General features: G+C 50.9%; 14 protein-coding genes. All 14 read left to right on the top strand.

Annotation, left to right across the window (positions count from 1 at the left end; translation table 11 throughout):
• Positions 1–103: 103 nt before the first annotated feature.
• The 14 genes from CBP31_RS05335 to rlmA all read left to right on the top strand — a co-directional run bounded on the left by CBP31_RS05335 (position 104) and on the right by rlmA (position 18270).
• Positions 104–946, top strand: a complete 843-nt coding sequence (locus tag CBP31_RS05335) for a hypothetical protein (protein WP_227875155.1) — start codon at positions 104–106, stop codon at positions 944–946.
• A 41-nt stretch (positions 947–987) separates the two neighbouring features.
• Complete coding sequence (locus tag CBP31_RS05330; RefSeq protein ID WP_087035209.1) at positions 988–1773, top strand: bestrophin-like domain; 786 nt, start codon at positions 988–990, stop codon at positions 1771–1773.
• A gap of 200 nt (positions 1774–1973) precedes the next feature.
• Positions 1974–3404 (top strand): DUF1254 domain-containing protein, encoded by a 1431-nt coding sequence (locus CBP31_RS05325; RefSeq protein ID WP_087035207.1) that lies wholly within the window; start codon positions 1974–1976, stop codon positions 3402–3404.
• Between the two features lie 106 nt (positions 3405–3510).
• A complete protein-coding gene (locus CBP31_RS05320) occupies positions 3511–4914 on the top strand; it encodes a DUF1254 domain-containing protein (protein ID WP_087035205.1) in 1404 nt (467 codons plus the stop codon).
• 149 nt (positions 4915–5063) lie between these two features.
• Entirely contained in the window at positions 5064–6560 is a 1497-nt protein-coding gene (locus CBP31_RS05315; RefSeq protein ID WP_087035203.1) for a DUF1254 domain-containing protein, read from the top strand.
• 105 nt (positions 6561–6665) lie between these two features.
• On the top strand, positions 6666–8165 hold the full coding sequence (locus tag CBP31_RS05310) for a DUF1254 domain-containing protein (RefSeq protein WP_087035201.1): 1500 nt from the start codon (positions 6666–6668) through the stop codon (positions 8163–8165).
• 114 nt (positions 8166–8279) lie between these two features.
• A complete protein-coding gene (locus CBP31_RS05305; protein WP_151898786.1) occupies positions 8280–9824 on the top strand; it encodes a DUF1254 domain-containing protein in 1545 nt (514 codons plus the stop codon).
• Between the two features lie 45 nt (positions 9825–9869).
• Positions 9870–11408 carry a DUF1254 domain-containing protein gene (locus CBP31_RS05300; RefSeq protein ID WP_087035200.1) on the top strand — a complete coding sequence of 513 codons (1539 nt, stop codon included), beginning with the start codon at positions 9870–9872 and terminating at the stop codon, positions 11406–11408.
• 143 nt (positions 11409–11551) lie between these two features.
• Positions 11552–12574 carry an HAD family hydrolase gene (locus tag CBP31_RS05295; RefSeq protein ID WP_087035199.1) on the top strand — a complete coding sequence of 341 codons (1023 nt, stop codon included), beginning with the start codon at positions 11552–11554 and terminating at the stop codon, positions 12572–12574.
• Between the two features lie 199 nt (positions 12575–12773).
• Entirely contained in the window at positions 12774–13370 is a 597-nt protein-coding gene (locus tag CBP31_RS05290; RefSeq protein ID WP_087035198.1) for a hypothetical protein, read from the top strand.
• 239 nt (positions 13371–13609) lie between these two features.
• Entirely contained in the window at positions 13610–14395 is a 786-nt protein-coding gene (locus CBP31_RS05285; protein WP_151898785.1) for a hypothetical protein, read from the top strand.
• Between the two features lie 44 nt (positions 14396–14439).
• Positions 14440–14889 carry a hypothetical protein gene (locus CBP31_RS05280; RefSeq protein ID WP_087035196.1) on the top strand — a complete coding sequence of 150 codons (450 nt, stop codon included), beginning with the start codon at positions 14440–14442 and terminating at the stop codon, positions 14887–14889.
• Positions 14890–14972: 83 nt separating this feature from the next.
• On the top strand, positions 14973–17258 hold the full coding sequence (locus CBP31_RS05275) for a patatin-like phospholipase family protein (RefSeq protein ID WP_161492507.1): 2286 nt from the start codon (positions 14973–14975) through the stop codon (positions 17256–17258).
• Positions 17259–17439: 181 nt separating this feature from the next.
• On the top strand, positions 17440–18270 hold the full coding sequence (gene rlmA / locus CBP31_RS05270) for a 23S rRNA (guanine(745)-N(1))-methyltransferase (RefSeq protein ID WP_087035194.1): 831 nt from the start codon (positions 17440–17442) through the stop codon (positions 18268–18270).
• Positions 18271–18707 lie beyond the last annotated feature (437 nt).

Genomic DNA, 18707 nt, shown 5'->3' with positions numbered 1-18707 from the left:
ATTAATTTAGCAAAAAGATAAAAATACTTTCGCAATCAGAGAGAAAGCGATTAAGCTTGATGAACGGAGAAGGACATCCATTAACAAATTAAGAGAGGGAACGATGCATTCATCATTGAAAAAAAGCCAGCGTTTACGCCATGTCTACACACTCAGCATTTTCACCTCACTATTCAGCGCCAGCTGTTCAGTTGCCTACGCCCAAGGCTCTGCCGATGAACTGGCCAAACAATTAGCCAACCCTATAGCTAGCCTCATTAGTGTACCTATGCAGTTGAACTACGACGATGGCATAGGCGCGCTCGATAAAGGCTACAAGTTTACCCTCAATGTGCAGCCTGTTATTCCTGTCTCGATTAGTGATGACTGGAATATGATTTCGCGCACCATACTGCCCATTGCTTTTCAAGAAGACATCTATCCCGGGGCAGGCAATCAATTTGGTCTCGGTGATGTCACTCAGAGCTTGTTTTTTTCGCCCAAGGCGTTAACTGCCAGCGGCTGGACTTGGGGTGCGGGCCCGGCTTTGCTTATTCCAACGGCGACCGATGATCTGCTGGGCGGAGAAAAGTGGGGCGGTGGCCCAACTGCGGTAGTGCTTAAACAAACCGCGAACGGCTGGACCTATGGTGGGCTCGCCAATCATATTTGGTCATTTGCCGGTGACAGCAATCGCAATGATATTAATGCCACTTATTTGCAGCCATTTTTGGCCAAAGGCCTGGGTCAAGGGCGCACCATCAATGCTGCACTGGAGTCTACCTATAACTGGGAAGACGATCAGTGGACAGTGCCGCTAAACCTTGCCTACAGCAAAGTCACTAAAATTGGCCCGCAAATGGTCAGCTTTCAAGGCGGTGCTCGCTATTACCTAGAAGCGCCAGACAATGCAGCGGAGTGGGGATTGCGCTTCACCGTTACGCTGTTGTATCCGAATAAGAGCTAGAGCTAGCGCTTAATTAACGGGTCTGTGGCGGGAGAAGGGCAATGATCACCGGATGGATAACCTCGGCGTCTATACCCGGCATCTTTTTGGGTACTGTGGTACTGGCCTTGATAGCATGCGAAGCAGGTTATTTGATTGGTCGGCGTCGTGCTCGACTAAGTAAAGAAACGCCGGACTCGATTAGTGCGATGGTCGCCGGTTTACTTAGCATGCTGGCGTTTATCCTCGCGCTCATTTTCTCCATTACTGTGTCTCAGTTTCAAACCCGCAACCAGAACGTGGTGACCGAAGCGGCGGCGGTGCAAAGCGCATATCTGCTCGCAGACTTAGTCGCCACGCCGCAAAAGCTAGAGATGAAACGCCAATTGCGCAGGTACATCCAAGTTCGTCTGCAAGTTATTCAAGATCGCGATCTGCAAACTGCGTTGTCGCAGTCTCATGAAATTTATCAATTGTTGTGGGTTCACGCCACTGCCGCCGCTGAAAACAAGCCTGACGATATTACGGCTATGGTGGTGCAATCCATCATAGAAGTGATTAGCCAAGGCGAGCAAAGAAAAGTGGCGGCCGTGCACAGTCAGATCCCAGAAAATGTCTGGTACGGGCTACTGGTGATCACGCTGCTTTCCATGGTGATGTTAGGGCTGCAGCTTGGTTTTTATGGCAAGCGCAGGCTGGTCGCGGTACTGCCGTTGAACATAGCGTTTGCGGTGTTGATCGCGCTGGTGGTGGACCTTGATCGACCGCAACGTGGCTTTATTACCGTCAGTCAACAGGCGATGGTGGATGTACAAACCATTATGGGCACCATTGATGCGGCTCCTTAAGGTTTTAGTTTGAGACTTTATTGTTAGCTCAAAATTTAGCAGCTAAATACTCAGCAGCTAAACACTGCGAGCTAACAATGAAGGGGGTTATATGTACAAGGAGGTACATACATACGTAACACTAAACAGGCACTTTGTTTAAACGTTATCCGTCCGTATGACACCGGTTCAGTCGGTGAAATCCCCTTTTTTATGGAGCTATGATGAATATTAGAATGACATTAGCCACCGCCGCCTTTGGCGTTATGGTTAGCGCTACAGCAACCGCGGCACCTGCAGATAAGCTCACCACCGAACAAGTTAAAGCCATCGCTGAAGAAGGCTTTATTTACGGCCTGCCGCTGGTGATGAACTACGCCATCATGAATGAGTACGCGGTAGATCCTAAGTCGAGTCAGTTCAAGGCACCCTTTAATCAGGTGAAGAACGAGCCTCGAGTTTTTACCTACAAAGACACGGCAGTAGTGACAGCCAACAGCGACACGCCGTATTCCTTGGTTTGGTTGGATCTGCGTGCCGAACCCATGGTCATCACTATCCCCACCGTTACCGATCGCTACTATTCTGTGATGCTCAACGATGGACATACCTACAACTACGGTTATTTGGGTAGCCGTGCCACTGGCGGTAAGGGCGGCAGCTACTTGGTGGCGGGACCTGATTGGCAGGGCGAAAAACCGGCGGGCATAGATGGATTATTTCACTCGCTCACACCCTTCAGCCTAGCGGCATTTCGTACCCAGTTACTGGATCCTGCGGACATGCCCAATGTGGAAAAAATTCAGGGTCAGTACAAAACAGAGCCGCTGTCGACATTCCTTGGCAAACCAGCTCCTGCTGCTGCGACTAACCCTAACTTTCTGCCCGCGACAACGGCTGGCATAAAAGGCAACTTTTGGACCTATCTTGGGGCCGCGCTCGAATACATTCCACAAGCTGACGAAGACAAGGACATACGCGCCAAGCTGGAACAAATTGGCGTGGGTCCTGGCAAGACCTTCGATCTAAAATCTCTGTCACCCGAACACCAACAAGCCATGCTAGAGGCGATGAAAGCCGGTGACACTAAGATCGACACCTATCTTGCCTCGGGCCTCACCGATGTTAACGGCTGGCAGCTCGGCTCCTTGCCCGGTGATAGGGCGCATTATAATGGTGACTGGTTGATGCGTGCTGCTGCCGCCAAGGCGGGTATTTATGGTAATGATGCCGATGAAGCGGTTTACCTGTTCGGCCGCCTAGATGCTAATGGTCAAACTATTGATACCAGTAAGCACAACTACAGCATCACTTTCACTAAAGACCAGATGCCTCCAGTCAATGCCTTTTGGTCCGTGACTATGTACGACGGCAAGTCGCAGTTAATGATCAAAAACCCCATCGATCGCTATTTGATCAACACCGCCATGGTGTCTGAGATGAAGAAAGACGCCAACGGCGCTGTGACTATTTACATCCAGAAAGACTCGCCCGGTAAAGATAAAGAAGCTAACTGGCTACCAGCACCTAATGACACCGCTTATCTGGTAATGCGACTGTACTGGCCACAACCCGCTAGTGAGTCATTGTCTGTGTTACCGGTTGGCAAAGGGACGTGGCAGATGCCTGGCATAGTGATGGTAAAGGAGTAGTTCGGCCTCATTGATCAGCAACATAAAACTACAGCGGCATAGTCATTCCTGATCCTAATGGGTGTGCCGCGTAGCATTTACATTTAAGTGCATAAGGAAATGCGTCATGCTTTATCAAAAAAAATTAATGAGCCTACTGATGGGCTTGGTGATCGGTTTACCGCTAACCACGACCGCCGCTACCTCTGATATGACCTCAGAGGAAGCCCGCGCCATCGCTAAGGAAGCCTACATTTACGGTTACCCTATGGTGGACAATTACCGCGTCCAGTATTCGTATTTCGTGAATAAGAATGATCCTGAATACATGGCGCCCTGGAACCAGATCAAGAATCTGGCCAAAGTTTATACACCGGACGACAAAGCCATACAAACACCTAATTCGGACACGCCGTATTCTTGGGCGGGTCTGGATTTGCGCGCCGAGCCGGTGGTGATTTCGGTGCCAAAAATTGAAAAAGAGCGCTACTACTCTATCCAGATCTTCGACGCTTACACTTATATCGTCGGTTACGCAGGCTCAAGAACCACGGGCAACGATGCGGGCAATTTCATGGTGGCGGGGCCAAGCTGGAAGGGCGAAACGCCCAAGGGCATTGATAAGGTGTACCTCTCTGATACTGACTTCGATCTCGCCGTGTTTCGTACCCAGTTATTCAATGCTGGCGACATGGACAAGGTTAAGAACATCCAAGCTCAATACCAAGTGCAGCCGCTGTCCGCGTTTCTTGGTACAGCGCCGCCACCTGCAGCACCGACCATAGACTTCATTAAACCTATCACCAAAGAAGAGCAGAAAACGTCGCTCGAGTTCTTCAATATCATGAACTTCGTGCTGAACTACAGCCCTGCGGTATCGAGCGAAGTGGCGCTAAGGGATCGCTTTGCCAAAATTGGTATCGAGGGCGGCAAGACCTTTGACCAAGCCGCGCTCTCACCTGAAATCAAGACAGCCATCGAACAGGGGCGCGCCGATGCCCTGCAAGAGTTTGCGGGTGGCGTCAAAGAGCTGACCGAAGGCAAGATCACTTCCGGTGACGTCTTCGGCAGCCGCGAGTTTCTCGGCGACAATTACCTCAACCGTTGGCTGGGCACTATTGGTATTTATGGCAACGCCAAAGAAGAAGCCATGTATCCGGTTTATCGGATGGACAGCGCAGGCCAGCCGCTAACCGGAGCTAATCGCTACACACTGCGCTTTGCACCGAATGAGTATCCGCCAGTTAATGCCTTTTGGTCACTGACCATGTACGAATTACCCTCCAGCCTGCTGGTGGCTAATCCGATCAACCGCTATCTCATTAATTCGCCCATGCTGCCACAGATGAAGAAAGACGCAGATGGCGGCTTAACGCTCTATATCCAAAACGAATCACCCGGCCCAGACAAAGAATCTAACTGGCTGCCCGCGCCTAAAGGGCCGTTCGCTACTTATATGCGTTTGTACTGGCCGGCACAAGCCGCGCTGGATGGCTCTTGGACCCAACCAAAACTACTTAAGGTTAAGTAAATCAGAGCCGGTAAGGATGGCATTGCTCCCGTTGATGAAACAACGAGAGCAATGCCATCAGTATATTAAAGCAGCAGATTAACACCGGCACAGCAAGGCACAGCTATAAAAAGAGCACACACTACCTTTTTGCACAGGATCAACAAATTATGAAATTACGTCCTATTCCTTTGTGTTTTGCTGTTATGGCGCTATTTGCGCAAGCAGCTTCGGCTCAAGTCAGTAAGGCCGAGCTGCAAGCGATTTCAATACCCGATAGCGTTGCAACACCGATCGGCGAATTGAAGTTTTTCGACGGCGTGCCCACCGACACCACTATTAATACCCTTTATGACAACCTCGACCGTATGCGCGCCGTTGATGTGTATCTCGCCCACCAAGGCGCGGCATCCTTATATGCCATGCGCAAGGGCAATGCCGGTATAGGCGCGACGTCGAATACCGTCAGCATCACCGAGCAACTGCTCAAGCCGGATTCTCTGTATCTAACCGGCAACACCTCCACTTTGTATGCGCTGTCTTACCTTGATCTGCAAGCCGACGGGGCACTGGTGGTCGAGCTGCCGGCGGGCATGTTGGGCTTTTTGGATGATGCTTGGTTTCGCTATATAGAGAACATGGGTGTGCCGGGGCCAGACAAAGGCAAGGGCGGGAAATATCTGCTGTTGCCACCTGGTCACACGGGCACCGTGCCCGAGGGCTATTTTGTGGTCAAGATGCCGACTTATCATAACCTGATGTTCCTGCGGGGCTCGATCGCTAAAGGGCTAGCGCCCGCCGTTGAGAACATTAAATCTGGGCTCAAAATTTATCCATTGTCTAAAGCTAACAATCCGCCAACCACTAAGTTTGTCGATTTCTCTGGCACCAGTTACAACACGCTGGTCACCAGAGGTTTAAGCTTTTACGAAGGCCTCAATCAAGTAGTGCAGGAAGAGCCGATCGATGCGATTGGGCCGGAGATGCGCGGCACCTTGGCCGCCATTGGTATTAAGAAAGGCCAGCCGTTCAAACCCGATGCTCGCATGCAAAAACTGTTGATTGAGGCGGCCGACATAGGTGCGGCCACCGCCCGTGCCATCACCTACCAGCCCCGCATCGATGGCGTAGAAATTTATCCGGACACGCACAGTGCTTGGACCATGGGTTATGCCAGTAAGAACACCTCGTTCGAAACTGATGGCGCTATGAGCCCAGATGCACGGGCCTTGTTTCTTTACAACGCCACTGGCGTCACTCCTGCCATGGCGACTACGCATGTCGGCGCGGGCTCCGATTACGGCATTGCTTATCTAGACTCCAACAAGAAAGCCTTCGATGGTTCAAAAACCTACAAGCTGCACTTACCGCCGAATGTACCGGTAAACGACTTTTGGGCGGTCACTATTTATGACACTCAGACTCGTTCGTTATTACAGACCAGCCAAGAATTCCCGACCGCCGGTAGTCAGGACCAAGGCATAGAAAAGAATGCGGATGGTTCTTACGATCTCTATTTTGGACCCAAGGCGCCCGCAGGAAAAGAAGGCAACTGGTTAGAGACGGTGCCGGGTAAGAGTTGGTTTGCGATTTTGCGTATGTACGGCCCGCTGGAGTCTTGGATTGATAAAAGCTGGCGCCCGAGTGAGATTGAACCGGTTAAGTAATCTAAGAGTAAAAAGTATTTTGTAACTCAATTAGCGTGATTTTTAAACGCATTAATGTGAGTAGAAATAATATTCACACCCTCTTTGGTACAGGAGTGCCCGAACATGAAATTACGACCTATCCCTCTGTGTTTTGCTGTCATTGCGCTGCTGGCGCAATCAGCTTCTGCTCAAGTCAGTAAGGCCGAGCTGCAAGCGATTTCAATACCCGATAGCGTTGCAACGCCGCTTGGCGAATTGAAGTTTTTTGATGGCGTACCCACCGACGCCACCATCGATACCCTTTATGACAACCTGGATCGCTCGCGCGCCGTAGCGGCTTATCTCGATAATATGGGCGGCGTGTCCATTCAGAGCGTGCTTGACGGGCTGGGAAGAGCCGGTGCTGACGCATCGAATAAAATAGCTTTGTTTGGAGCCTTGATGGACTCGCAAAGCTTAGTAGTTACCGCCAACACCTCTACCTTGTACGCCTATGCGGGTACCGATCTGGCTAAAGATGGGCCGACTGTGATCGAGATCCCACCGGGTATGCTGGGCTTTCTCGATGATGGCTGGCAGCGTTTTGTTGGCGATATGGGCGTAACCGGGCCTGACAAAGGCAAGGGCGGTAAGTATCTGGTGTTGCCACCGGGTTACACCGGCGAGGTGCCGGACGGCTACTTTGTGCTAAAGCCCAAGACCAACCGTAACTTCCTATTCCTGCGCGGCTCGATTGCTGATGGCTTAGATCCTGCAGTGAAAAACATAGAATCTGGGCTGAAAATATATCCGCTGAAAGATGCGGCCAAACCGGCAGCTACCGAATTCGTTAATATGTCTGGCAAGGCATTCAATACTGTGTTCCCCAATGATCTCGGTTATTTTGAAATCCTCAATGACATGATTCAGCGCGAGCCTATTGACGCCATCGACCCTGAGGTGCGCGGTAATCTTGCCTCCATTGGCATAGTCAAAGGCCAGCCATTCGCACCCGATGCGCGCATGAAAAAGTTACTGCTTGAAGCGGGCACTATCGGCAACGCCACCGCCCGCGCTATCACTTATCAGCCACGAATCGATGGCGTATTTATCTATCCCGATACCAAGAGCTCTTGGACCACGGCCTTTGCCAACCACAACACCTCCTTCGAGGCGGATAGCACTATGGGCCTAGATGCGCGGGTGCTGTTCTATTTTAACGCCGGTGGTGTGACGCCAGCCATGGCTACCAGCCACGTGGGTGCGGGCTCGGATTATGCGCTAGCCAATCTCGATGCTGATAAAAAGGCATTCGACGGTGCTAAAACCTACAAGGTACATCTGCCACCTAATGTGCCAGTAAACGATTTTTGGGCGGTCACTATTTATGACACCCAAACCCGCTCCATGCTGCAGACTAGCCAAGCATTTCCGACTGTCGGCAGTCAGGATAAAGGTATCGAAAAGAATGCGGATGGTTCTTACGATCTCTATTTCGGACCTAAGGCACCCGCAGGCAAAGAGAACAACTGGCTAGCCACAGTGCCAGGCAAGAGCTGGTTTGTGATCCTGCGCATGTACGGCCCACTGGAGCCTTGGATCAACAAAACCTGGCGCCCAAGTGAGATTGAGCTGGTTAAGTAACTCGAATTGATAGGCTGATTGTGACGGGCGGCGCTCAGGCGTTGCCCGTTAATTAATATATTACCAGCCAAAAAATCTCGAGCGACAAGACCACATAAAAAGCAAGGATTGCGCATGAAAACGAAGTCGTACCAATTTATTTTATTCAGTGCAATAGCGACCTGTTATTTGTCTCAGGCTTGGGCTCAACCGTCGCCAAATATGAAAATGACCACCCCCATACCATCGGATATCACCACGCCGGAGCAAGTGGAAACACGCCTTGGCACTCTGAACTTTACCAAGGGCATACCGAGTCAAGCAGCCCAAGATAAGATCTGGGACCATTTAGATTTTTCCCGCGCGGTTGAAGTCTATTTGAATGCGCTGCCAGGGGTAAGCATCTACGCGGCGCGCAAAGGCCCGCGCGATGCTGGCGTACCAGATAACACCATCATGACCATGGAAACCATGATGGACTCCACGGGTATGTATCTGACCCCGAATACCGTTACCCCCCAGTCATGGTTTTCTCTTGATTTGACTAAGGGGCCGATAGTGATGGAAGTGCCACCCAAGGTGCTTGGGCCGGTTGATGACGCTTGGTTTAGATGGGTCACCGATATTGGCTTTACCGGACCTGATAAGGGCGAGGGCGGAAAATACCTCTTTCTGCCACCCGACTATACAGGCGAAGTGCCTGATGGCTATTTTGTTGTTAAATCACCCACCAATGGTCTGTGGGGCGCATGGCGTAATTTTGCCGTTGATGGTGACGTAAAACCGGCCCTTGAGAACATTAAAAAATATGCACGTATTTACCCCTTGAGCGAGGCAGGAAAGACTCACGCAACCGTGCAAAACAAGAACGGCAGTTATGTGCAGCTGAATACCATTCCACCCAGTACTTATGTGTTCTATGAATATTTGAATGAAATCGTGCAGGCCGAGCCTGCCGGCTCATTCGGCCCTGAGCTGACCGGTCAGATAGCCGCTATCGGTATCATCAAGGGCAAACCTTTCAACCCAGATGCACGGATGAAAAAAATTCTCACCGAAGCGGCCGCGTTAGGGAATGCCTCAGCGAGAACCATTTCCCTCACGCCTAGAGGCGAAGAGTTTTATCTTTATGGTAAAGAATCCGCTTGGTACACGCCTTTTGTTGGTGGGTCTGAATTTCTATTAGACGGTGCACGGGTGCTGGATGCGCGTACCGCATTCCACTACTTTGCCACCGGTATTACTCCGGCCATGGCCACACCCAAAGTGGGTGAGGGTTCCGTCTATGCGGCAGCCACCCGAGATAAAGAGGGCCATGCACTGGACGGCAGCAAAACCTACAAACTGACCCTGCCGGCCAATATTCCGCAACAGAACTTCTGGTCGATGACCATCTACGACAACCAGACCCGCTCTTTGCTGCAAACGGACTATCCGTACCCAGCAATCGGCGCAGGAGCAGGCTTCCCGAAAGACGGCAGCCCCAACGGGGCAGTCCAGCTGAACGCGGATGGTTCTACAGATATTTACTTTGGGCCGACAGCGCCAGAGGGTAAAAAATCGAACTGGGTGCAAACCGTGCCCGACGGAGGTTGGTTCACTATATTACGCGTCTACAGCCCGCTGCAGCCGTGGTTTGATAAGAGCTGGCAACCAGGTGAGATCGAACTGATTAAGTAACGCATCAATCTGTTTACCAATATTCGAAACTAGGAGTCATTAACTATGAAAATATTCTTTCCCCACACTGTTATCGCACTGGCCTGTACGCTGGCTCTCGCCCCATTGGCGGCAACAGCTAAAGAGGTATCGGCTGCGGGCAACAACCCCGTAGCTATCAACATCGACGCATCGGCACAAACCGCACAAACCGATCCTGGCGCACTAACACTGGAAGCCGTTGCGGAGCGTGCCTATCTTTACGGACTTCAGCAGGCGATTTACTACGGCCAGCGCTGGACCTACACCCAAAACGACGTTAAGGGCAATGATGTCTATGCTGGTCTGAACCAGTTTGCTTGGGTACGCAAGCAGATCACCCCCGATTATCCGGTGGTTACGCCCAATGCGACCACTCTTTATGGCGCTGGTTTTCTTGATCTGCGTGAGGGGCCTGTGGTTATTGAAGTACCCGAGATCACAGATCGCTACTTTAGTGTCCAGGTCCAAGATCAGTACGGTATTTTTCGGATGATCGTCGGCTCACCTTTTAATGGCACCAAAGCGCGTAAATACATTCTGGTGCCGCCGGCCTTTACCGGCAATATACCGGCCGATTTCCCCACCACCGACATCATTCAGTGGCCGGCTCAGACCGCTTTTGGTCTGGCGCGGATGGCCGTTATGACAGGGACCGATGCTGAAATCAAAACCATTAACGGATATCAGGATCAAGTGACCATGACGCCTTTAGCTGATTGGCTGGCCAATGGTAACAAGGGTATCCCTCAAGCAGATAGAAAGGTGATTAAGGGTGATTTCCCTATCCCGAATGGCTTGCCTGAATATCAATTCGGTCAGGTTGATAAACAGACTGCTGAACAATATTTCACGCTGCTCAGTGTCATCTTGAATGACCCGACCACGCCACCCATTGTAGATTCAATGATGGAGGCGGAAATGCTCAAGCAGCTTGAGGTGTTCAATATTGGTAAGGGTCTGACCTTTGACTGGAGCAAGTTGACGGCTGAGCAGAAAACGGCTCTCGAGACCGGATTCAAGGCCGGATTCGATAGTGTGCGTAAAACGCTGAAAACGAACATGATTGATATGAACGGCTGGGGAGTGGTACGTAATGACGGTGGCTTTGAAACCCGCTGGATGGATCGCGCCATCATTGCCGATGCAGCCTGGGGTGCACCGGACAAGAACGTTTCACACGGCGGTGCTTTCTTGTTCACGGATGCTGATGGCAAACCGTTCAGTGGCAAGGAGAAATACACGCTGACCTTTGACATGGACGACCTGCCGCCGGTCACCCAGTTTTGGTCAATCCCTATCTATGACGCGAACGGCTATTTCGTTGCCAATGAAATTAATCGTTACACCGTCAACAGCTTCATGTTGGATGCCGGTGATTTAGTGGCTAAAGACGGCAAGCTAGTGATCTATGTGCAGCACGATAAGCCCACCGATCCAGAACAAGCCAAGAACTGGCTGCCCGCGCCTGCCGAAGGGTTCCGCTTTACTTCGCGCTACTACGGACCTTATGCGCCGCTCACCAATGGCACTTACAAGATGCCAAAAGTGGTAAAGGTGAAGTAAATAACACTTGAGAGATAGATTAGGTTTAGGCCAACAATGAGGCAGCGGGTCTGTCTGGTAGTTGGCCTACTTATCATTAAGAGCCGAGCCGTAGCTCTATCATCAAGTGCCGAGCAGTAGCTCGCCCATAAGGATGTAGCCTGATGCAAAAATTCAGTAGTCGATTTTTTATTGCCTGCCTGATGTACACCACCACCAGCCTTGCGGTGGCACAAGCTCCAGCGCCGGCGGATCCTTTGCCGTCGTGGAATAGTAATCCTACCAAGTCAGCCATCATGGCGTTCGTGCAGCGCGTGACTGAGCCGGGTACGGCGGATTTTGTGCCAGTGCCCGATCGCATTGCGACGTTCGATAACGACGGCACCCTCTGGGCCGAGCAACCGGTTTATTTCCAAGCCCAGTTTGCGATAGACAACGTGAAGGACATGGCGCCGGACCACCCAGATTGGCAGACGACGGAGCCTTATAAGAGCGCTCTTGCCGGTGATCTTAAAGGTGTCATGGCGACGGGCAAGGAAGGCTTGGTTAAACTGCTCCTTGCCTCGCATGTAGGCATGACCGAGACGCAGTTCAATGCGTCGGTAATGGATTGGCTGGCGAGTGCGAAACACCCAACTCGGGATGTGCCCTACCCACAGATGGCTTATCAGCCGATGCTTGAGTTGCTGAACTACCTTCGCGCCAACGATTTCGATGTCTATATCGTCTCAGGCGGCGGCATCGACTTTATGCGCGTATTTGCCGAATCGGTCTACGGAGTTCCGCCCGAGAATGTGGTCGGCTCGACCGCCCATGCGACGTACGAGATGCGCGACGGCATCCCGACTATCGTTAAGACCGGCGACTTGATCCAGATGAATGACAATGTAGAGAAGCCCGTGGCCATCTATCGCCACATTGGCCGTCGGCCGATCTTCGCAGCGGGTAATTCCGATGGCGATATGCAGATGCTCGAGTACACCACTATTGCTCGTAACAGCGAAGATACGACGCCACGACTCGGTATTTTAGTGCACCACGATGATGCGAAGCGTGAGTGGGCGTACGACCGTGTGTCCGCCATTGGCAAGTTAGACCAGGCGCTTGATGCTGCACCTCAATACGGCTGGCATGTGATCAGCATGGAGCAGGACTGGCGCCAAATTTTTCCTGCTGAAAAAAATTAGGTTGGTACAGTTTTAATTGTGCTCGACCAAGCTAGATCTCTGTGCTCGCCATGCAGTCTTTTTACCTTAAAGACAATGCCTTAGGGCGGGCAGAGAAGATTAGAAGAGGCGTACTCGAACCCGAGAAATTGCACTAGAGTTATCACAGCAATAACAAGTTAAGCGTTATTTTTTAATAAACCACTAAGGAGAGCAGTTAATGAAAAATTTAAAACTAGGTTGGAGTGCAGGTTTGCTTTGCGCCATGTTAACGGCGCCGGCTTTTGCTGCACAACCGATGGACGGTGTTAATGAAGGCACTGAAAAGCCAGCCGTGATGGCGGGTATGCACATGACGACCACTGCCACCATTGAGGCTATCGATTTAGATAATCGTGTGGTCACACTGCGCAATGAAGAGGGTGAGGTGACGCAGATGGCGGTGGGTGAAGAAGCTCGTAATTTGGATCAAGTAAAAGTCGGTGACCGAGTTACAGCTACTTACAATGTGGGTGTTGCCTTGGCGCTTAGCCCTGCGGATACCGCGAATAAACTGCGTGAGCGTGTAGAAACAGACACGCTTAGCCGTGCCGCGCTTGGCCAAAAGCCCGGCGGAACTATTCGTAAAACAGTTGAGGCCGAAGGCGTAGTACAGGCTATGGATGCGACAGCCCGCACGGTTACCTTACAAGGTGCTGAGCACACCATTAAGCTGGCGGTGGATGAGTCCATCGATATGTCCACTATCAAAGTGGGTGACCGAGTGGATGCGGTCTATCAAGAGTCGGTGGCTATCAAGGTCACCCCCGCATCTTAATCTGCTGATACATGCTCAATCACCCAGTGCGTAGCAAGTCACCGCCGCGTACTGGGTATTGCCTATCACATGGTTAAAATCGGAGTGTTGGCAGTGACGCTGTGGTGCAGGCGAATAAATTAAGCCACGAGCACAAGCTAAGCCATATTAACGAATCAGCCCTAGTGGGTGCTCAGCTGAGCATAACGCTGGGGCTGCCCTTAGTGTAAAAAATGCCTAAGTGGGTTGGAGATGCAGGTATGCACATAAAAAAACCATGGACTATGTTACTGGCCTTGTTGAGCTACGGCGCGAGCCAAGCAGCTTACTCGGCTGAAAGTGATAGCTGGCAATTTGAAGTAACCCCTTATTTGTTCGCCGCCGGTATCGACGGCACAGTAGGCGTGCGCGGCGTGACCAGTGATATAGATGCGTCTTTCAGTGACATAGTGGATGACCTAGATTTGGCCTTTATGGGCTTAATTACCGCCCGTAAAGGGCCTTGGACTTATGGCCTAGAAACTATCTACGTTAAGTTGTCAGATAAAGAGGCAAAAAGTGTCACTGGGCCTTTTGGTCAGGTAACGGTTAACGGTGCGCTAGATGTGACCAGTGAAATATCTATCACTCAGGGTTCGGTTGCTTATCGAGTACTGGACACCAGCACGGCCCTCGACATGATTTGGGCACTGCGCTACACCAAGTTAGACACCGAGGCCAATGTGGCCATTACCACCACACCTGGCATTGTCTTTCCTGGTGGTAGCAAAAGTGCCAGTGGTTCTGATGGTTGGACGGATGCGGTGATTGGTGTGCGAGTATTACAGCCGCTCAATGAACAATGGTCGTTATTGGGTTATGCAGATGTTGGCGGCGGCGGCTCTAATCTAACTTATCAATTTATGCTCGGTGCAAACTGGGAGTTTGCCAAAGATTTCACCGCCAAAGTCGGCTATCGCCAACTCTATTGGGACTACGAAAAAGATGGCACCGTATGGGACATGACCATGGGCGGACCGTACCTGGGATTGGGTATTAAGTTTTAATCATACGCAGCTCTTTCCCTACCGCCATATTAGAGGCTGATAAGATGCACAAAATTAAGCACGGTTTGATGGTTGCCATACTATTCGTGACTTCGCAGCAGGTGCTGGCGCAGGAAGTATTTATCTATCCCAGTAAAGAGCAGTCACCTGAGCTGCAAGAACAAGACCAGTTCGAGTGTTATAACTGGGCGAAGACCAACACGGGGTATGACCCAACCAACAACACGCCTGCAAGTAATGCCTCGGCGAATCAACATACGGGTGGGGTTGCCCGTGGTGCACTTGGCGGGGCTGCCATCGGTGCCATCGCCGGCGACAGTTCACAAGCCACCGCGCGTGGCGCCGCCACGGGAGCCCTCATTGGCGGAGTCAGGCAAGGCCGAGCTAATCAGCAAGGGCAAGCCGCGCAGGTAAACTCATCAACTGTGCATAAAAGTGACTACGACCGCGCCTACGCGGCGTGTCTTGAAGGTCGTGGTTATAGTGTGCAGTGAGTTACACGGTGTTAGCCCACTCTGTGTTCGCTCAGGTTTTTAGCGAGCGGCGCATGTTAATAGCAGGATTAAAGAGTTCAGCCATGGCTTTGAGCTATTTGAGTACATATGGTCTGGAGAAAGCCATGCCGCCTAAGCACACCATGAATTTGGCCAGTCGCGGGTTAACGTTTGGCTGGTGCATTATCTTACTCGGTGCACTGTTTCACCCTTCGGTGCAGGCAGCAACCGAAGCGGCTGAACGGCCCAAAATCGGCTTGGTGTTGAGCGGCGGCGGGGCGCGCGGCACGGCGCATGTCGGCGTGCTCAAAGTGCTCGAAAGTATGAATATCCCCATCGACTACATTGCCGGAACCAGCATGGGCTCTATTATCGGCGGGCTATACGCGTCTGGCATGCCGGTGGCGGAGATTGAAACCGCGCTCAAGACCATGGACTGGGATCATATTTTTAATGATGAACCGCCCCGTCAAGATCGCTCGTTTCGTCGCAAACGTGACGATGATCTGTACCTAATAAAAGCCAAGCCGGGTATTACCGATCAAGGCGAACTGAAATTTCCTACCGGCGCTATTCAAGGGCAAAAGTTCGATTTAGCGTTACGAGAGCTGACATTACCCATCTCGACCACGACCGATTTCGATCGTTTGTATATTCCTTTTCGTGCGGTGGCCTCCGATATTGAAACCGGCACTAAAGTGGTGCTCAGCTCAGGGGATCTTGCCACCGCCATGCGCGCCAGTATGTCGGTACCCGGTGCTTTCGCCGCCACTAAAATCGACGGTAAGCTCTTGGTCGATGGTGGTATAACCGACAACATACCCATAGATGTAGTGCGAGATATGGGGGCCGACATCGTGATTGCGGTCGATATTAGTAGCCCTTATATGCCGGCGGCGGATGTTAATAATCTATTTAAGATAACCTTACAGCTGACCTCGATTTTGACCCGCACCAATGCTGACCGCCAAATCGCCACCCTTACCGAACAAGACATCCTGATTGTTCCAAAGCTCGGTAATATTACCAGCAGTGATTTTTCGCGCTCCCAAGAGGCCATAGCCAAGGGCTTTGAAGCCACTAATGCGCACCGCGAGCAGCTAGCGCGTTTGTCTTTATCTGAGAGCCAGTATCATGACTATCTAGCAATGCGTAATGCTCGGCCCCCTAAAGGTATGCCAGTGGTAAACTTCATCCGCATCAAGAATGATTCCAAGGTGGCCGATGGCATGGTGCGTGACCGACTGCATCAACCTATTGGTGAGCCATTGGATCCATTATTGCTGCAACAGGATCTCAGCAATATTTATGGGTTGGAGCTATTCCAAACCGTGCAATACGACATTATCGAAGAGGATGATCAAACCGGACTGTTAGTAGATGCCCATGCACGCAGTTGGGGGCCTAACTATCTGCAGCTTGGTCTTGAGCTGTCCAGTGATGAACAGGGCGAGAATAGCTACAATCTGGGTCTTGCCTACTTACGCACCGGTATCAATGCGCTGAACGGTGAACTTAGGATAGGCTCTCAGCTGGGGGCTGAGCCACAGATTGCGGGCGAGTGGTATCAACCGCTAGATACACTATCGCGCTATTTCGTCGATACCAGTCTCAGTTATGGTACTTACAATATTAGTCTTTACGATGGCGGCCAAAACAACCTGGCTGATTATCGCGTTTACGATGCCCAAGCGGATCTTGCCTTAGGCCGAGAAATCAGTGTTTATAGCGAAGCGAGAGTGGGTTATCGCTACAATACCGGCAAGGTTGAGTTGCAGACCGGTTTGCCACAATTGCCAGAATTCAGTTTCAATACGGCTAAACTCTACGGGCGTCTTTCTTTCGACCGCCTCGATAATTACAATTTCCCCAATCAAGGTTGGCTAAGCGTCCTCGAATATATGAGTGCTCGCGAAGACTTGGGCAGTGATGCGGATTTTGATCAATTCACCCTTCGCGCCAGTAAGTTTGCCACCGTGGGTGACGGCCATGTGTTTGGTTTGGGCGGCCTACTCAATACCACGGTGAGCGGCACGGCTGACGTGCAAGATCGTTATCGCTTAGGTGGCTTCCTCAATCTGTCCGGCTTTACGGATAACTCACTGAGCGGCGAGCAGGCGGCAGTCGCGTCTGCGCTCTATTATCGTCGCTTTAAACCTACCCCCATATTGGACTGGTATATCGGGGGCTCGTTAGAATATGGCGGTGTTTGGGAGACCAAGCAAGATATAGGGAACGACGGCATTGCTGCAGGTAGCGTCTTTGTAGGCGCCGACACACCAGTAGGGCCCGTTTATCTTGGCGTTGGCCAAGCTGAGGGAGGTAACAATACTGTGTTTTTCTATTTAGGACGGCCTCTGTTCTATTAAGAGGTCTATGATAGGTCAGCCGTTTTTGAAGAATTAAATTCAGCGGTTTATCATTCCTAACAGGGCTATACCGGTGTTTTTTTCGCTTGATAAGGTAAACCGTTCTCATCGCATCTGTGTCTAAAAACACTTACACTGCGCTACGTTTTTTCGCTTCAGCTCTTTTCATTCGTAGGTTTACATGTCTTATCAATGCCCGCTTTGTCACCATGCTCTTACTACCCGAGAAGGTGGTCTTGAATGTGAAAATAACCATCAATTTGACCGCGCTAAAGAAGGCTATGTTAACTTGATGCCCGTGCAGCATAAACGCTCGAAGGAGCCGGGTGATAATGTCGACATGATGCAAGCACGACGCCGCTTTTTAGCGTCCGATCAGTATCATAAGCTGCGTGAAGCGGTGAGCGAGCTGTGTATAAAACACACAGCAAACACCCCCCGACAAATCTTAGACATTGGCTGTGGCGAAGGCTATTACACCGCTTATGTTGCCGAGAAACTGGCCGCGCTTTCCAGCTGTACCACTTGTTATGGCTTAGATATTTCCAAAGTGGCCATTCGCTATGCCGCCAAGCGCTACACCTCGCAACACATGCAGTTTTGTGTGGCCTCCAGCCAGCGCCTACCGTTTGCTGAGCACAGCTTAGACGCCGTAGTGCGCATTTATGCCCCTTGCGAAGCCTCCGAATTAGCGCGGGTATTAACCACAGCAGGCGTGATTATTACCGTCACCCCCGCCGCCCGTCATCTCTATCAGCTTAAAGCGCTGATTTACGATAACGTGCACCTGCACGACGAAGCCGCAGAAAGCATTCATGGTTTCGAGCTAGTAGAAGAAGCCAAGCTTAATTACGACATGACCTTAACCGGTGAACAAGCGGACGATTTATTACAAATGACGCCCTTAGCCTGGAAAGCCCAAGTCGAGCTGCGTACTCAACTACAAGCCGCCACTCAGCTCATGTTTGAGGCGGACTTTATGCTGCGGGTATATAAGAGAGTGGCTAATTAAACAAAACGGGGTGAAAGCCTCGTTTTGTTTAATGGCTAAAAATGCGTGCTTGTTAACTGTAAAGGTATGACTTTTATTTTAATTAGGGCAGGGCGGCTGGAGTGTTACTTTATTTTAAGTTGATGAGTGTTGGCTTCCTTTAAAAGAACGCGCTTAACATCACATTTATCTGTGAAGCTATTTATTTTAAGGATAGCTGTATCACAGAATAGCTAAGCAGGCCGAAGCAGATGCGTAACAACAAGATAAAGTCTGTAAATGAAACCTGTGCCAATCGATTTTTCGTAAAGAAATCACTATCTTGGCCATTTCTAACCCTATAAAGCTCATCGAGTGCCAGCTAGACGTTCGAACATTCCGTGGTCGTCATCGAATTTAGCCTAGAAAGCCAAGTTTTGGCTGAAAAAATCAGCGAATGCCTGCCGTCGACACCTTTG

The sequence above is a fragment of the Oceanisphaera profunda genome (assembly GCF_002157895.1).
Lineage (GTDB): Bacteria > Pseudomonadota > Gammaproteobacteria > Enterobacterales > Aeromonadaceae > Oceanimonas > Oceanimonas profunda.
The sequence above is the reverse complement of the archived record's forward strand: the minus strand, read 5'-3'. Positions and strand labels throughout refer to the sequence as shown.

Excerpts from the sequence above, each read along its gene's own strand:
- CBP31_RS05280 (WP_087035196.1), top strand. The coding sequence starts at position 14,440 with ATGCACAAAATTAAGCACGGTTTGATGGTTGCCATACTATTCGTGACT.
- CBP31_RS05335 (WP_227875155.1), top strand. The coding sequence starts at position 104 with ATGCATTCATCATTGAAAAAAAGCCAGCGTTTACGCCATGTCTACACA.
- CBP31_RS05320 (WP_087035205.1), top strand. The coding sequence starts at position 3,511 with ATGCTTTATCAAAAAAAATTAATGAGCCTACTGATGGGCTTGGTGATC.
- CBP31_RS05300 (WP_087035200.1), top strand. The coding sequence starts at position 9,870 with ATGAAAATATTCTTTCCCCACACTGTTATCGCACTGGCCTGTACGCTG.
- CBP31_RS05290 (WP_087035198.1), top strand. The coding sequence starts at position 12,774 with ATGAAAAATTTAAAACTAGGTTGGAGTGCAGGTTTGCTTTGCGCCATG.
- CBP31_RS05275 (WP_161492507.1), top strand. The coding sequence starts at position 14,973 with ATGGCTTTGAGCTATTTGAGTACATATGGTCTGGAGAAAGCCATGCCG.
- rlmA (WP_087035194.1), top strand. The coding sequence starts at position 17,440 with ATGTCTTATCAATGCCCGCTTTGTCACCATGCTCTTACTACCCGAGAA.
- CBP31_RS05315 (WP_087035203.1), top strand. The coding sequence starts at position 5,064 with ATGAAATTACGTCCTATTCCTTTGTGTTTTGCTGTTATGGCGCTATTT.
- CBP31_RS05330 (WP_087035209.1), top strand. The coding sequence starts at position 988 with ATGATCACCGGATGGATAACCTCGGCGTCTATACCCGGCATCTTTTTG.
- CBP31_RS05305 (WP_151898786.1), top strand. The coding sequence starts at position 8,280 with ATGAAAACGAAGTCGTACCAATTTATTTTATTCAGTGCAATAGCGACC.
- CBP31_RS05295 (WP_087035199.1), top strand. The coding sequence starts at position 11,552 with ATGCAAAAATTCAGTAGTCGATTTTTTATTGCCTGCCTGATGTACACC.
- CBP31_RS05325 (WP_087035207.1), top strand. The coding sequence starts at position 1,974 with ATGATGAATATTAGAATGACATTAGCCACCGCCGCCTTTGGCGTTATG.
- CBP31_RS05285 (WP_151898785.1), top strand. The coding sequence starts at position 13,610 with ATGCACATAAAAAAACCATGGACTATGTTACTGGCCTTGTTGAGCTAC.
- CBP31_RS05310 (WP_087035201.1), top strand. The coding sequence starts at position 6,666 with ATGAAATTACGACCTATCCCTCTGTGTTTTGCTGTCATTGCGCTGCTG.